This is a genomic window from Janthinobacterium sp. PSRC1-1, from assembly GCF_049897525.1.
GTDB classification, from domain to species: Bacteria; Pseudomonadota; Gammaproteobacteria; order Burkholderiales; family Burkholderiaceae_D; genus Janthinobacterium; species Janthinobacterium tructae.
Map to the genome: position 1 here is coordinate 636,132 of NZ_JAFCWK010000001.1, position 13,190 is coordinate 649,321.

Below are 13,190 nucleotides of genomic sequence, written 5' to 3' on the forward strand. Positions count from 1 at the left end.
GCGGGTGTCCATGTCAGGTCAATCGGCTTTTCGCCAGCGGCGGATTCTTGGCAAAGTAATTCTTGATGCCCGTGACGATGGCGTCGGCCATCTGGTCCTGGTAGCCGTTGTCGGTCAGCTTGGCTTCTTCTTCCGGATTCGAGATGAAGGCCGTCTCGATCAGGATGGAGGGGATGTCCGGCGCTTTGAGCACGGCGAAGCCGGCCTGCTCGACGGAGCCCTTGTGCAGGCGGTTGATGCCGCCGATTTCGCGCAGCACGGCCTTGCCCAGCTTCATGCTGTCATTGATCTGCGCCGTCGTCGACAGGTCGAGCAGCACGCTGGCCAGCTGCTTGTCGTGGTTCTTTACGTTCACGCCGCCGATCAGGTCGGCCTGGTTTTCCTTGTTGGCCAGCCAGCGCGCGGCCGTCGAGGTGGCGCCCTTTTCGGACAGCACGAAGACGGACGAGCCGCGCGCCGTCGGCTGGATGAACGCATCGGCATGGATCGAGACGAACAGGTCGGCCTGCACCTTGCGCGCCTTTTCCACGCGCATGCCCAGCGGGACGAAGAAATCGGCGTCGCGCGTGAGCATGACGCGCATGTTCGGCTGCAGTTCCAGCTTGGTTTTCAGGCGCTTGGCGATGGCCAGCACCACGTCTTTTTCGCGGCTGCCGCGGCTGCCCATGGCGCCCGGGTCTTCGCCGCCGTGGCCGGGATCGAGCGCGATGGTAATCATGCGCACCACTTTCTGGCCCGGCAGCGGGCGCGCTTCGGGGCGCTGTTCCGGGCGGATATCGGGTGCGGGCGGCACGATGCTCGCCACCGGCGGCGCGATGGCCACGGGCGGCTTGCCGCTCTCGGGCAGGGGCAGCGCGGGCGGCGGCGTATGCGTGTCGGACATCAAGGGCTTGGCCGGGTCGCTCGACCAGTCGCCCTTTTCGATCATCTGCGCGATCAGGTCCGGCTCGTGCACGGGATACAGATCGAAGATCAAACGGTGGTTGTAGGAGCCGGCCGGCGGCAGGGTAAACAGCTGCGGCGTGACTTCTTCCTTCAGGTCGAACACCAGGCGCACCACGTTGGGCCGGTTCTGGCCCACGCGCACCTGCTTGATGTACGGGTCGTTCGACTGGATCTTCGCCACCAGGCCTTTCAAGGTGGGATTGAGCTCCAGTCCTTCGATGTCGACCACCAGCCGTTCCGGGTCCTTGACGATGAAGTGGGTCGCCTTCAGGATGCTGTCGTTTTCCAGGGTGACGCGCGTGTAGTCCTCGGCCGGCCAGACGCGCACGGCGAGAATTTGCGCCGCCATCGCCGACATGGGCGCGAACACGGACAGCAGCAGGGTGCCGCCGGCCTTGAGTACCGTGCGCCGGGTGATGGGCGAGGAGATCAAAGGTTCGGGGCGAATTTGAGACGGTGAAGGCATGACAGACCCAATTCAGAAGACGCTTGCAATTCTACATCACGTCCTGACCCCGCAACGTTCAAATAAATATTCAGGTCGGCCGGCGGCAGCACCGGTTCGGCTTTCTCGGGCCATTCGACGATGCAGATATTGCGGCCGTCGAAGTCTTCGCGAAAACCGGCATCGAGAAATTCCTCGGCGCTGCCCATGCGGTACAGGTCGAAGTGGATGACGTTGACGCTCCGGCCATCGAGCTGCACCGTATATGGTTCGGACAGCGTATAAGTGGGGCTTTTCACGTGGCCCGCATGGCCGGCCGCGTGCAGCAGGGCGCGCGTGAGGGCCGTCTTGCCGGCACCCAGGTCGCCGTGCAGGTAGATCGCCAGGCCGGGCGCCAGCGCGCGCGCCAGCGCGGCGCCCAGCGCGGCGGTGCCGGCTTCATCGTGTAGGTGGGCTTTGAAGTGTTCGGTCATTATCTTCGGTATCGCATAAAATGGAGGCTGCTGTCATTGTAACCGCCCGCGCGCCTGCCGTTTTCCGTAAAGTCCCCTATGTCCGCCACCGTCACCGATCTCGCCGTCCTGGCGCGCACCATCAAGGAATGGGGGCGCGAGCTCGGTTTTGCCGAGGTGCGCATCGCCGACGTCGACCTGTCGCACATGGAAGCGCCCTTGCAAGCCTGGCTCGATGCAGGGTACCACGGCGAAATGGAGTACATGGCCAGCCATGGCATGAAGCGCGCGCGCCCGGCCGAACTGGTGCCGGGCACGGTGCGCGCCATCAGCGCGCGCATGAACTACCTGCCGCTGGCGCTGGGGCCCGACTGGCGCATGCACGAGGCGGCGCGCGACGCCGATCCGTCGGCCGCCGTCATTTCCGTGTATGCGCGGGGCCGCGACTACCACAAGGTGATGCGTTCGCGCCTGCAGCAGCTGGCCGAGCGCATCAAGAGCGAGATCGGCGAATTCGGCTACCGCGTCTTCAGCGATTCGGCGCCCGTGATGGAAGTCGAGCTGGCGCAAAAAGGGGGCTTGGGCTGGCGCGGCAAGCACACCTTGCTGATCAACCGCCAGGGTGGCTCCTTCTTCTTCCTCGGCGAGATCCTCATCGACGTGCCGCTGCCCGTCGACCCGCCGGAAACGCCACGCTGCGGCCAGTGCTCGGCGTGCATCACGGTGTGCCCGACGCAGGCCATCCTGGGGCCGTACCAGCTCGACGCGCGCCGCTGCATTTCCTACCTGACCATCGAATTGAAGGGCGCCATTCCCGTCGAGATGCGCCCCCTGATCGGCAACAAGGTGTACGGCTGCGACGATTGCCAGACCGTCTGCCCGTGGAACAAGTTCGCCCAGCGCGCCGTCGTGCCCGACTTCGACGAGCGCCACAGCCTGGGCAGCGCCGGCATGGTGCAGCTGTTCGCCTGGACGGAAGAGGAATTCAACCGCCGCATGGAAGGCAGCGCGATCCGCCGCATCGGCCACGAACGCTGGCTGCGCAACCTGGCCGTCGGCATGGGCAACGCGGCCGCCAAGGCCCGTGGCCAGGCCGACATCGTCGCGGCCCTGCTGTCGCGCCGCGAGCACCCGTCGGCCATCGTGCGCGAACACGTCGAATGGGCGCTGGCCTTGCACGGCGTCGCCTGACCTGCGTTTAGCCTTGTTTCAGGCGCAGCGCCGACCACTCGCCATCGATGGAGACCATCGCCACGCTGTCCAACCCCACGGTTTGCGCAAAACTGCGGATATCGTCGCGGTGGATGTCGCTGCCCGCCTTCGCGCCGCCCTTGCGGTACGCCACCCAGACCGCGCCGCCGGGCGCCAGGCGCGCCTGCGCCATCGGCAGGAAGCGCTCCAGTTCCGCGCGGCTGCGCGCGAACAGCAGTATCCAGTCGGCGCGCTCTCCCTCACTCACCCGCCGCTCGGCCGGCAACTGCGCCAGCAATTCCCCATGCTCGCCGCCGTCATTGAGCACGGCCAGGGCCTTGGCATTTTTCACAACCATCTTCTCAAAGGCGGTTTTGTCAGGCATGGCATCGGCGTGTGGAGTGGGAAAAGAAGAGCATAACAAATTTCTCCTTGACTTATCGATATATCGTTATAAAATAACGACACCTACTAACGATATATCTTTAAAGAGAAAACATGAGAAACTCACACCACACAGAACACGGCCACGGCGGCCACCACCATCATCACGGCCATTGCGGCCAGCATCACCACCACCATCACGGCGAACACCGCCACGAATACGTCATGCATGGCCGCGGTCCGCGCGGCTTCGACGAGCGCGGCGACGGCATGGGCCATGGCGGTCCTGGCGGGCGCGGCGGGCGCGGCGGGCGCGGCGAACGGGCCGAGCGCGTCTTCGGCCGCGGCGACCTGCCCTTGATCGTGCTGGCGCTGATCGAGATCAGTCCGCGCCACGGCTATGAAATCATCAAGGCCATCGAAGAGCGTTGCGGCGGCGCCTACGCGCCCAGCCCGGGCGCCGTGTATCCGACCTTGACCCTGCTGGAAGAGCAGGACCACGTCACGTCCTCCGAAAGCGCCAGCGGCAAGAAGCTCTACACGATCACGGACCTGGGGCGCGCGTATCTCGACGAGAACCGCGCCCAGGTGGACGGCATCCTGGCCCGCCTCGACATGTTTGCCCGCGTCCAGGCGAAAAACGCCTTGCCCGAGCGCGTGCGCCAGGCCATGCACACCCTCAAGCATGCGCTGTTGCTGAACAAGACCAACTGGAGCGACGCGGAAGCCGAGCGCGTCTCCGCCGTGCTGGAACAGGCGGCGAACGCCATCGTCGACGGCCACTGAGCCCACTTTACAAGGACAAGCGATGACTACTGCCTCACCTGCCACACCACGTCCGCACGCCATCGAGCGCGTGCGCCATGACTTGACACTGCGCGTGCTCACCGTCGTGCGCACCGAGCAGCTGACGCCGCACATGCGCCGCATCACCCTGGCGGGCGACGACCTTGACGGCTTTGTCTCGCCGGCGCATGACGACCACGTGAAACTGTTCTTCCCCGCTCCCGGCGAAGACAAGCCCGTGTTCCCCGTGCTGGGCAATGGCGCCAATCCGATCCAGTACGCGCCAGGCGCGCGTCCCATCGCCCGCAACTACACGCCGCGCCGCTACGACGCCGAACGGCGCGAGCTGGAAATCGACTTCGTACTGCATGGCGACGGCCCTGCGGCCAGCTGGGCGGCGCAAGCGGCGCCCGGCCAGACCCTGGGCGTGGGCGGACCGCGCGGCTCGATGCTGGTGCCGTTTGACTTCGACTGGTATGTGCTGGTGGGCGACCAGACGGCCTTGCCGGCGATTGCCCGCCGCCTGGAGCAGCTGCCGGCCACGGCGCGGGCGATGGCCGTGATCGAGATCGTCGAAGACGGCGAACAGATTGCCTTGGAGTCCGCCGCGCAGCTGGACGTGCGCTGGGTGGCGCGCCATGGCCGCAAGGGGCCGCTGCTATTGGACGCGTTGGCGCAAGTCGCCCTGCCGCAGGATGGCGACGGTTACGTGTGGGTGGCGTGCGAGCATGCGCAGGTGCAGGGCTTGCGCAGGCATTTCATCGATGCCGGCGTGCCGAAGCAGCACCTGCATGTGGCCAGTTACTGGAAGCATGGGGCGGCGGAGCATCACGAACACCATGATGAGTGATGGTGGTGGTGGTGGTGGGGGTGGTGTCGGGTTACGCGCGCTGCGCTAACCCGACCTACGCTGCTGCATGTGGCCAGTTACTGGAAGCATGGGGCGGCGGAGCATCACGAACACCATGATGAGTGATTAAGGCCGGGGTCAGACCCCCGGATGTGCTGGCACCGAGCTTGACGCCAGCGGCATTGGGGGGCTGACCCCAGATTTCAGCCTACTTCAACAACCCCGCCAGCTCCACCGCCGTCTTGACCTGCATTTTGTCGAAGATATGCGCGCGGTGGACTTCCACGGTGCGCATGCTGATGCCCAGCTTGTCGGCCACCACCTTGTTCATCTTGCCCGCCAAAATCAGGTCCAGCACTTCGCGTTCGCGCGTCGACAGGGTCGCCAGGCGCGCGTGCACGGCGGCCAGTTCGCCCGCCTGGCGCGAGTTGGCCAGGCCCTGCTGCACGCGGTCCATCAGGTCGTTGTCGTTGAACGGCTTTTCAAAGAAATCGAAGGCGCCCCGTTTCAGGCTGTCGACGGCCATCGGCACGTCGCCGTGGCCGGTGAGGAAAATCACCGGCAGGCGCGCCGTCAGGTCGCGCTTGACCAGCTGGTCGAACAGGGCGATGCCGTTCATGTCGGGCATGCGCACGTCGAGCAGCACGCAGTCGCCGGCGGCGTCGAAGCTGCCGTCGAGGCTATCGAGGAATTGCTGGGCGCTGGCGTAGTTGCGCGCGTCGATGCTGCGCGAGGCGGCCAGCCAGGACAGCGAGTCGCGTACGACCTCTTCGTCGTCGATGATGTGTAGCATGGTGTCTCCGGCTCGTCGTTATTGGTTATTGGTGAGTGCTTGGTGCTGAGTGCGCGGCGCGGCCGGCACGCTGAAGGTAAAGATCGTACCGCCAGCGGGGTTGGCGCCGAAGGTCAGCGCGCCGCCGTGAAATTCAATGGCGGTGCGGCAGATGTTCAGGCCCATGCCCATGCCTTCGGACTTGGTCGAGAAAAACGGTGAAAACAGCCGCTCGGCCACGTCTTGCGCAATGCCGTGGCCATGATCGATCACGTCCACCGTCACCATGCCCTGCTGCGCGTCGTGGCTGGCCCGCAGGCGCATGATACGCCGTCCCGGCGCCGCATCCTGCATCGCCTCGATGGCGTTGCGCGTCAGGTTCAGCAGTACTTGTTCGATCATCACGGGGTCGGCGCGCAGCAGCGGCAGGTCCGGCGGCAGCTCTTCCTGGATGGTGACATAGTATTTGCGTGCCTGCAGGTCGATCAGCGCGCGGATGCCGTCGATCACGGTGCGGATGGCGATATCCTGGCGCTGCGGTTCGCTCTTGCGCACGAAATCATGCACGCTGCGGATGATCTGGCCGGCCCGCTGCGCCTGCGCGCCGGCCTGCTCCAGCGCCGGCCTCAGGGTGTTCGGATCGACGGGCGCGCCATGCTCGATGGCGCGGCGGATCAAATTCAAGGCCCCTGTCGTGTAGCTGGAAATGGCCGCCAGCGGCTGGTTCAGTTCATGCGCCAGCATCGAGGCCAGTTCGCCCATGGTGGCCAGGCGCGAACTGGTTTGCAGCTTTTCCTGCTGCTGGCGATTCAGTTCCTCGACCCGCTTGCGGTCCGAGATATCGAGCACGGAGCCCATCCAGCCTGTCTGCTTGCCGTGCTTGTCCACCAGCGGCGCTTCGAAGATCAGTACGGCCACGCGCGTGCCGTCGGGGCGCTGGAAATAGGTTTCGAACTGCGGCGTGGGATTGCCGGCCAGCGCCTTGACGAAGCGCTGCTGGTATTCCTCCAGCGCTTCCGGCACCCAGTAGGGCATCGGTGGCAAACGGCCCAGGATTTCCTCGGCCGGATAGCCGACGATCTGGCAGAACGCGGGATTGACGTAGGTGACTCTTCCTTCCAGGTCGCGCGCGCGCATGCCCGTCACCAGCGAGTTTTCCATCGCCGTGCGAAACAGCATCTGCTGGCGCAGCGCGCCTTCGGCCACCAGGCGGCGCGATATATGCCGCCACAGGGCCAGCAAGCTCCACAGCAAACCCAGCGACAGGGCGATGACGGAGCCGACCAGCAGATTGGGCAGCAGCTTGGGCTGGCTTTTCACGCTGTCGGTAAACAGGGTGATGCTGGCGCCGGGCACGTCAAGCGCGCGCTTGTGCGTGTACACGCCGTGGCCGGGACCGGCGGCGGCGCGCCGCGCCAACACCTTGTCGTCGCGGTCGATTAGCGAAATCTGGTTATCCTGGGCAAACCACCACGGCACCATTTCATCGAGCAGGCTGCTGATCTGGTAGGTGGCCACCAGGCTGCCCACGTAACGCTGGCCATCGAACAGGGGCTGGTGGTAATCCATCAGCATGGCGCCCGGCGGCGCGTCGGGAAAACCGCTTTGCTGCGAAGGCTGGGCGTATTGGCCCCGGTGCAGGCGGCGCGCATTGTCGGCCGCCGTCAGCGAGGCGGGCGAAAACACCAGCGCATGCGGCAGATTGCTGTCGCTGCTGGCCAGCACCTTGCCGCTGGTGTCGAGCCACAGCACGCGCTGCAATTCGCGGCCATTGCGCAGCATCTGCTGCAGCCGTTCGTGCACCTTTTCCGCCGACAGGGAGCTGCTGGCGATGTCCACGCCCAGGTTGAACAGGCTTTCCTCGTTGCGCGCCAGCTGGAAGCGGATGGTTTGCTCCACCCACAGGGTGTCGGCGATCAACTGCTCCTGGCGCTCGTTGCTTTCCATCTGGCGCGCCTGCCAGGGCAGCCAGAACAGGATGGACAGGAACAGCAGCAGCAGGATGACGGGCAGCAGCCAGCGCATCGGGCTCGATAGCTTGAAGCGGCGTGCAAGGGTGGGGGGAGTCGGCATGGCTGGCAGGGTAGCGGCTTATCGGGAGCTGGCTATTGTGGTTAACCACAATAGCCGGGACAGTTTCTTTGGCACAATATTGAAGTAGACAAATAATAAAGTTTTTTTCAAAAACCATCCAGGAGACAAGAATGCAGATGAAAACCATGTTCGTCGCGCTGTGCGCGGCCATCGGCGCCACCGCCGGCGTCCACGCTTACGCGCAAGCCCCCATCGTCATCAAGTTCAGCCACGTCGTGGCGACCGACACGCCGAAAGGCCAGGCCGCCGAGCGCTTCAAGCAGCTGGCCGAAAAAGCCACGAACGGCAAGGTCAAGGTCGAACTGTACCCGAACAGCCAGCTCTACAAGGACAAGGAAGAACTCGAAGCGCTGCAACTGGGCGCCGTGCAGATGCTGGCGCCATCGCTGGCCAAGTTCGGCCCGCTGGGCGTGAAGGAATTCGAAGCGTTCGACCTGCCTTACATCTTCCCTACCAAGACGGCGCTGTACAACGTCACCGAAGGCGAAATCGGCAAGAGCCTGCTGAAGAAGCTGGAACCCAAGGGTATCACGGGCCTGGCCTACTGGGACAATGGCTTCAAGGTGATGTCGGCCAACAAGCCGCTGCACAACCCGGCCGACTTCAAGGGCCTGAAGTTGCGCATCCAGTCGTCCAAGGTGCTCGACGCGCAAATGCGCGCGCTGGGCGCCAATCCGCAGGTGCTGGCCTTCTCGGAAGTGTATCAGGCGCTGCAGACGGGCGTGGTCGACGGCACGGAAAATCCGCCATCGAATATGTACACGCAAAAGATGCATGAAGTGCAAAAGCACGTGACCGTGTCGAATCACGGTTACCTGGGCTATGCCGTCATCGTCAACAAGAAATTCTGGGATGGCTTGCCGCCCGATATCCGCGGCCAGCTGGAAAAAGCCATGCGCGAAGCGACCACGTTTGAAAAAGCCATCGCCCAGCGTGACAACGACCAGGCCCTCGAGGCCATCAAGAAATCGGGCAAGACACAGATCTATACCTTGACGGTGCAGGAACAGGCCGAGTGGCGCCGTGCCCTGGCGCCCGTGCAGAAGGCCATGGAAGGGCGCATCGGCAAGGATCTGATCTCGGCCATCAACAAGGAAAGCGCGAAGTAATCGCGCTGGCCGCGCCACCCGGCGCGACCGCCAGGGACATCCTGTCTTTCTGTAGCAACGGCACCTGCGCGTCCTGCGCGGGTGCCAGCGTACCCGCATTCTTTGAAAGTCCACCATGAAATTTCTGGATCATCTGGAAGAGTGGCTGATCGCGTCCCTGATGGGCGCCGCCACCTTCATCATCTTCGTCGCGGTCGTGCACCGCTACCTGGCAGGCTTGCCGATACCGGTCGTGCAAGACTTCCTGATTCAAATCAATACCAGCTGGGCCCAGGAACTGTGCATCTACATGTTCGTCTGGATGGCCAAGTTCGGCGCCGCGTATGGCGTGCGCACGGGCATCCACGTGGGCGTTGACGTCTTGATCAACCGCATGAACCCGCGCTGGCGCGACCGTTTCGTCGTCTTCGGCCTCGGTGCCGGCGCCCTGTTTACGGGCATCGTCGGTACCCTGGGCGCCAGCTTCGTGTGGTCGATCGGCCACACGGACCAGACTTCAGCCGACATGGAAGTGCCGATGTGGCTGGTCTACCTGGCCGTGCCGCTCGGTTCCTACCTGATGTGCTTCCGCTTCCTGCAGGTCATGGTGCATTTCATCAAGACGGGCGCCTTGCCCAAACACGATCACTCGCACGTCGAGGGGCTGGAAGAGGAATTGACGGCGGAAGAAAAAGGAGCCAAGGCATGAACGCGCTGATTATTTTTGTGTTGCTGCTGGCGCTGATGCTGACCGGCATGCCGATTTCCATTTCGCTGGGCCTGACGGTGCTCACGTTCCTGTTTACCATGACCAGCGTACCTATCGAATCGGTAGCCCTGAAGATTTTTACGGGCATCGAGAAGTTCGAGATCATGGCCATTCCGTTCTTCATTTTGGCGGGTAACTTCCTCACGCATGGCGGGGTGGCGCGGCGCATGATCAATTTCGCCAGCTCCATGGTGGGCCACTGGCATGGCGGCCTGGCGCTGGCCGGCGTGATGGCGTGCGCGCTGTTTGCCGCCGTCTCCGGCTCCAGCCCCGCCACCGTGGTGGCCATCGGCTCCATCATCCTGCCGGCCATGGTCAAGCAGGGCTATCCACGCGGCTTCGGCGCCGGCGTCATCACCACCTCGGGCGCGCTGGGCATCCTGATTCCACCGTCGATCGTGATGGTGATGTATTCGGTCAGCACCAACACCTCGGTGGGCAAGCTGTTTATGGCGGGGGTGATTCCCGGCATGATGCTGGCCATGCTGCTGGGCCTGACCACCTGGTTTTTGGCGCGCAAGCACAACTATCCGCGCATGAAGAAGGCCAGCTGGGGCGAACGCTTCGTCACCTTCAAGAAAAGCGCCTGGGGCCTGCTCTTGATCGTCATCGTCATGGGCGGCATCTACTCGGGCGCGTTTACGCCCACGGAAGCGGCCGCCATGGCTGCCGTGTACGCCTTCATCATCGCCGTCTTCGTCTACAAGGACTTGAAGATCAAGCAAGTGGGCAAGGTCTTGCTCGATTCGGCCGCCATGTCGGCGATGCTGTTGTACATCATCACGAATGCCGTGCTGTTCTCGTTCCTGATGACCAGCGAAAACATTCCGCAAGCGATGGCCGAGTGGATCACGGGCAAGGGCCTGGGCGTGATCAGCTTCTTGCTGGTGGTCAACGTGCTGTTGTTGTTGGCGGGTAACGTCATGGAACCGTCGTCCATCGTGCTGATCATGGCGCCGATTTTGTTCCCCGTCGCCATGAAGCTGGGCATCGACCCTGTGCACTTCGGCATCTTGATCGTGGTCAACATGGAGGTGGGCATGTGCCATCCGCCCGTGGGCCTGAACCTGTATGTGGCGTCCGGCATCACGAAGATGGGCATTTCCGAATTGACCGTGGCCGTGATGCCATGGCTGCTGACGATGCTGGCCTTCCTGGGCTTGATCACCTACGTACCACAAATCTCGCTGTGGCTGCCAAATTTAATTTACAACTAAAACAGTTGTCCCCGTCATGGTGCAAAAAAAGTCGATCCGGCAGAATAAATGCGCTATGATGGGCAGCCTTAAGGGGAAACACGTATATGCTTATACGCCCTGGTAGCAAGGCTGAAAGACAGAATTGGCAACAAGGTTGGTGGGGGAGTAGTCTATAAGAACGGTATTGATACCGGGGATATATTGAGGAGACACACGTTTCACAGAAGTTGTTGAGTCATCGCTGTCTGCCGCCACAAGCCGGCACCGGCGGACCCAAACGACCGGGAACGTGAAGCAATATTTGAAGCGCACCGACTGGTGCGCTTTTTTTTCGTGCGCGGGAAACGTCCGCCGACACGCTCAAAGTCGGTGCATAATTCCCGTGGCGCTGTTTGCGGCGCCGGCAGGTTGTATATTTGCCACACTTGAATAATGATCAGCAGATGAAAAAACAACAGGACAGTGAACTGTTCAGCGCTATCGTGGCCGCGTCGTTCGGTGCCATGGGCGTGCGTGCGCGGGACGGCCAGTTGCGTGAACTGGTCTACCTGCCGCCGCACTTCGCCGAAAAAGACGCGCAGGATGCCGTCTCCGAGCGCGCGTGCGTGCAGCTGGCGCGCTATTTCCGCGACCCCGATGCGCCGTTCGACTTGCCGCTGGCCGAACTGGGCAGCGCCTACCAGCAACGCGTATGGGCGGCGATTGCCGGCATTGCGCGCGGCCGGGTGCGCACGTATGGCGACGTGGCGCGGTTCATCGGCTCGGCGCCGCGCGCCGTGGGCCAGGCCTGCGGCGCCAACTGGTATCCCGTGGTCATACCCTGCCACCGGGTCACGGCCGCTGGTGGCCTGGGCGGCTTTGCCCATCACGACGATGCCAGCGGTTTTCATCTGGGCGTGAAGCGCTGGCTGCTGGCGCATGAAGGCGTCGAAGGTATGGGGTGGTCAACACGATGATGAACAGCCTGCTGGCGCCCGATAACGCCACCCTGATCGATGAATTCTGCGACAGCCTGTGGCTGGAAGACGGCCTGTCGAAAAACTCGCTGGACGCCTACCGGCGCGACATGCGCCTGTTTGCGCGCTGGCTGGAAGTGGCGCGGCCCGGACGCGAGGGCCTGTACGAGGTGTCCACTGCCGACATCGAAGCGTATTTCGCCGCCCGCCACGACGAGAGCAAGGCGACCTCGTCGAACCGGCGCCTGTCCGTGCTCAAGCGTTTTTACCAGCTGGCCTTGCGGCACAAGCATATCGCCGCCGACCCGTGCCTGAAGATGGTCTCGGCCAGGCAGCCCGCGCGCTTCGTGCACACGCTGAGCGAAGCGCAGGTGGAAGCGCTGCTGGCGGCGCCCGACGTGAGCACACCGCTGGGCCTGCGCGAGCGCACCATGCTCGAACTCATGTACGCGAGCGGCTTGCGCGTGTCGGAACTGGTGGACTTGAAATCGGTGGAACTGAGCCTGAACGATGGCGTGCTGCGCATCACGGGCAAGGGCAGCAAGACGCGTCTGGTGCCCTTCGGTGAGCAGGCGCGGCTGTGGATCGAGCGCTACCTGAAGGAGGCGCGCGGCGTCATCCTCGATGGCCAGATGGACGATGCGCTGTTCGTCACGCGGCGCGGGGGCGCCATGACGCGGCAAATGTTCTGGGTCATCATCAAGAAACATGCGCTGAACGCCGGCCTCACGGCGCCGCTGTCGCCGCACACCCTGCGCCACGCGTTCGCCACGCATTTGCTCAACCATGGCGCGGACTTGCGTGTTGTGCAATTGTTACTGGGACACTCCGATATCTCCACCACGCAGATTTACACGCATGTGGCCCGTGAACGGCTGAAACTGCTGCATGCGCAGCATCATCCGCGAGGCTAAACATTTGGTGTTTGGTCCAATTACGTCATAATGTGCCTTATGTGCTTATCTGTAACATCTAAAAACTAAAGAGGTAGTAAATGGCCAAGACAAATTTCCAATACGAAAAACGGCAAAAAGAGCTGGAAAAGAAGAAGAAAGCCGAGGAAAAAGCCAGGCGCAAGCTGGAAGCGAAAAACAATCCCAAGGCGGCCGATGGCAGCGAGGGCGATGAGCCGGAAGCGGACGACGCCGACGTTGACGCTGATCCGGCCGCCGAAGGCGACGCACCTGCCCAGCCTCAGTAATTGCCCGTTCCTGATGACCGGTGCGGCACCGCCGCGCCGGCATCTCTTCGTTCTACCT

The 13,190-nt window shown here is 63.2% G+C and carries 14 protein-coding genes; 9 read left to right on the forward strand and 5 right to left on the reverse strand.

Going from position 1 to position 13,190, the window contains the following annotated elements:
• Positions 1–13: 13 nt before the first annotated feature.
• The gene (locus ACP7DW_RS02890; protein WP_426053491.1) at positions 14–1,411 is read right to left on the reverse strand and encodes an N-acetylmuramoyl-L-alanine amidase; all 1,398 of its coding nucleotides are present in this window, start codon (positions 1,409–1,411) and stop codon (positions 14–16) included.
• Complete coding sequence (gene tsaE, locus ACP7DW_RS02895) at positions 1,375–1,863, reverse strand: tRNA (adenosine(37)-N6)-threonylcarbamoyltransferase complex ATPase subunit type 1 TsaE (protein ID WP_426053490.1); 489 nt, start codon at positions 1,861–1,863, stop codon at positions 1,375–1,377. The genes ACP7DW_RS02890 and tsaE overlap by 37 nt, the downstream gene beginning before the upstream one ends.
• Before the next feature lie 78 nt (positions 1,864–1,941).
• Between tsaE and queG the strand changes: the two genes are divergently transcribed.
• Positions 1,942–3,033, forward strand: coding sequence for a tRNA epoxyqueuosine(34) reductase QueG (queG, locus tag ACP7DW_RS02900; RefSeq protein ID WP_426053489.1), 1,092 nt, complete (start codon positions 1,942–1,944; stop codon positions 3,031–3,033).
• Between the two features lie 7 nt (positions 3,034–3,040).
• On the opposite strand, the gene ACP7DW_RS02905 is transcribed toward queG, so the two are convergent.
• Positions 3,041–3,418: a DUF3052 family protein gene (locus tag ACP7DW_RS02905; protein WP_426053488.1), complete on the reverse strand. Its 378-nt coding sequence runs from the start codon at positions 3,416–3,418 to the stop codon at positions 3,041–3,043.
• Between the two features lie 224 nt (positions 3,419–3,642).
• On the opposite strand from ACP7DW_RS02905, the gene ACP7DW_RS02910 reads away from it, so the two are divergent.
• Both ACP7DW_RS02910 and ACP7DW_RS02915 read left to right on the forward strand, forming a co-directional pair.
• A complete protein-coding gene (locus ACP7DW_RS02910) occupies positions 3,643–4,203 on the forward strand; it encodes a PadR family transcriptional regulator (RefSeq protein ID WP_426053487.1) in 561 nt (186 codons plus the stop codon).
• A gap of 22 nt (positions 4,204–4,225) precedes the next feature.
• Positions 4,226–5,053 carry a siderophore-interacting protein gene (locus ACP7DW_RS02915; protein ID WP_426053486.1) on the forward strand — a complete coding sequence of 276 codons (828 nt, stop codon included), beginning with the start codon at positions 4,226–4,228 and terminating at the stop codon, positions 5,051–5,053.
• 208 nt (positions 5,054–5,261) lie between these two features.
• Here the strand turns inward: ACP7DW_RS02915 and ACP7DW_RS02920 are convergent, their stop codons facing one another.
• Together ACP7DW_RS02920 and ACP7DW_RS02925 are read right to left on the reverse strand one after the other, a co-directional pair.
• On the reverse strand, positions 5,262–5,846 hold the full coding sequence (locus ACP7DW_RS02920) for a response regulator transcription factor (RefSeq protein ID WP_298401216.1): 585 nt from the start codon (positions 5,844–5,846) through the stop codon (positions 5,262–5,264).
• Positions 5,847–5,864: 18 nt separating this feature from the next.
• Positions 5,865–7,898: a sensor histidine kinase gene (locus ACP7DW_RS02925; protein WP_426053485.1), complete on the reverse strand. Its 2,034-nt coding sequence runs from the start codon at positions 7,896–7,898 to the stop codon at positions 5,865–5,867.
• A 137-nt stretch (positions 7,899–8,035) separates the two neighbouring features.
• On the opposite strand from ACP7DW_RS02925, the gene ACP7DW_RS02930 reads away from it, so the two are divergent.
• The 6 genes from ACP7DW_RS02930 (at position 8,036) to ACP7DW_RS02955 (ending at position 13,132) form a co-directional block, all read left to right on the forward strand.
• Positions 8,036–9,028 carry a TRAP transporter substrate-binding protein gene (locus tag ACP7DW_RS02930; protein WP_426053910.1) on the forward strand — a complete coding sequence of 331 codons (993 nt, stop codon included), beginning with the start codon at positions 8,036–8,038 and terminating at the stop codon, positions 9,026–9,028.
• Between the two features lie 115 nt (positions 9,029–9,143).
• The gene (locus ACP7DW_RS02935; protein ID WP_116745491.1) at positions 9,144–9,716 is read left to right on the forward strand and encodes a TRAP transporter small permease; all 573 of its coding nucleotides are present in this window, start codon (positions 9,144–9,146) and stop codon (positions 9,714–9,716) included.
• The gene (locus ACP7DW_RS02940) at positions 9,713–10,993 is read left to right on the forward strand and encodes a TRAP transporter large permease (protein ID WP_034746868.1); all 1,281 of its coding nucleotides are present in this window, start codon (positions 9,713–9,715) and stop codon (positions 10,991–10,993) included. Before ACP7DW_RS02935 ends, ACP7DW_RS02940 begins: the two co-directional genes overlap by 4 nt.
• Before the next feature lie 425 nt (positions 10,994–11,418).
• The gene (locus tag ACP7DW_RS02945) at positions 11,419–11,931 is read left to right on the forward strand and encodes a methylated-DNA--[protein]-cysteine S-methyltransferase (RefSeq protein WP_426053484.1); all 513 of its coding nucleotides are present in this window, start codon (positions 11,419–11,421) and stop codon (positions 11,929–11,931) included.
• The gene (gene xerD, locus ACP7DW_RS02950; RefSeq protein WP_205704494.1) at positions 11,928–12,845 is read left to right on the forward strand and encodes a site-specific tyrosine recombinase XerD; all 918 of its coding nucleotides are present in this window, start codon (positions 11,928–11,930) and stop codon (positions 12,843–12,845) included. Before ACP7DW_RS02945 ends, xerD begins: the two co-directional genes overlap by 4 nt.
• 80 nt (positions 12,846–12,925) lie before the next feature.
• Complete coding sequence (locus ACP7DW_RS02955) at positions 12,926–13,132, forward strand: hypothetical protein (protein WP_289945869.1); 207 nt, start codon at positions 12,926–12,928, stop codon at positions 13,130–13,132.
• Positions 13,133–13,190: the final 58 nt, after the last annotated feature.

Bases quoted from the DNA above. Each gene is read 5' to 3' on its own strand.
- ACP7DW_RS02930 (WP_426053910.1), top strand. From the start codon at position 8,036: ATGAAAACCATGTTCGTCGCGCTGTGCGCGGCCATCGGCGCCACCGCC.
- xerD (WP_205704494.1), top strand. From the start codon at position 11,928: ATGATGAACAGCCTGCTGGCGCCCGATAACGCCACCCTGATCGATGAA.
- ACP7DW_RS02910 (WP_426053487.1), top strand. From the start codon at position 3,643: ATGCATGGCCGCGGTCCGCGCGGCTTCGACGAGCGCGGCGACGGCATG.
- ACP7DW_RS02955 (WP_289945869.1), top strand. From the start codon at position 12,926: ATGGCCAAGACAAATTTCCAATACGAAAAACGGCAAAAAGAGCTGGAA.
- ACP7DW_RS02935 (WP_116745491.1), top strand. From the start codon at position 9,144: ATGAAATTTCTGGATCATCTGGAAGAGTGGCTGATCGCGTCCCTGATG.
- ACP7DW_RS02915 (WP_426053486.1), top strand. From the start codon at position 4,226: ATGACTACTGCCTCACCTGCCACACCACGTCCGCACGCCATCGAGCGC.
- ACP7DW_RS02945 (WP_426053484.1), top strand. From the start codon at position 11,419: ATGAAAAAACAACAGGACAGTGAACTGTTCAGCGCTATCGTGGCCGCG.
- ACP7DW_RS02890 (WP_426053491.1), bottom strand. From the start codon at position 1,411: ATGCCTTCACCGTCTCAAATTCGCCCCGAACCTTTGATCTCCTCGCCC.
- ACP7DW_RS02925 (WP_426053485.1), bottom strand. From the start codon at position 7,898: ATGCCGACTCCCCCCACCCTTGCACGCCGCTTCAAGCTATCGAGCCCG.
- queG (WP_426053489.1), top strand. From the start codon at position 1,942: ATGTCCGCCACCGTCACCGATCTCGCCGTCCTGGCGCGCACCATCAAG.
- ACP7DW_RS02905 (WP_426053488.1), bottom strand. From the start codon at position 3,418: ATGCCTGACAAAACCGCCTTTGAGAAGATGGTTGTGAAAAATGCCAAG.
- ACP7DW_RS02940 (WP_034746868.1), top strand. From the start codon at position 9,713: ATGAACGCGCTGATTATTTTTGTGTTGCTGCTGGCGCTGATGCTGACC.
- tsaE (WP_426053490.1), bottom strand. From the start codon at position 1,863: ATGACCGAACACTTCAAAGCCCACCTACACGATGAAGCCGGCACCGCC.
- ACP7DW_RS02920 (WP_298401216.1), bottom strand. From the start codon at position 5,846: ATGCTACACATCATCGACGACGAAGAGGTCGTACGCGACTCGCTGTCC.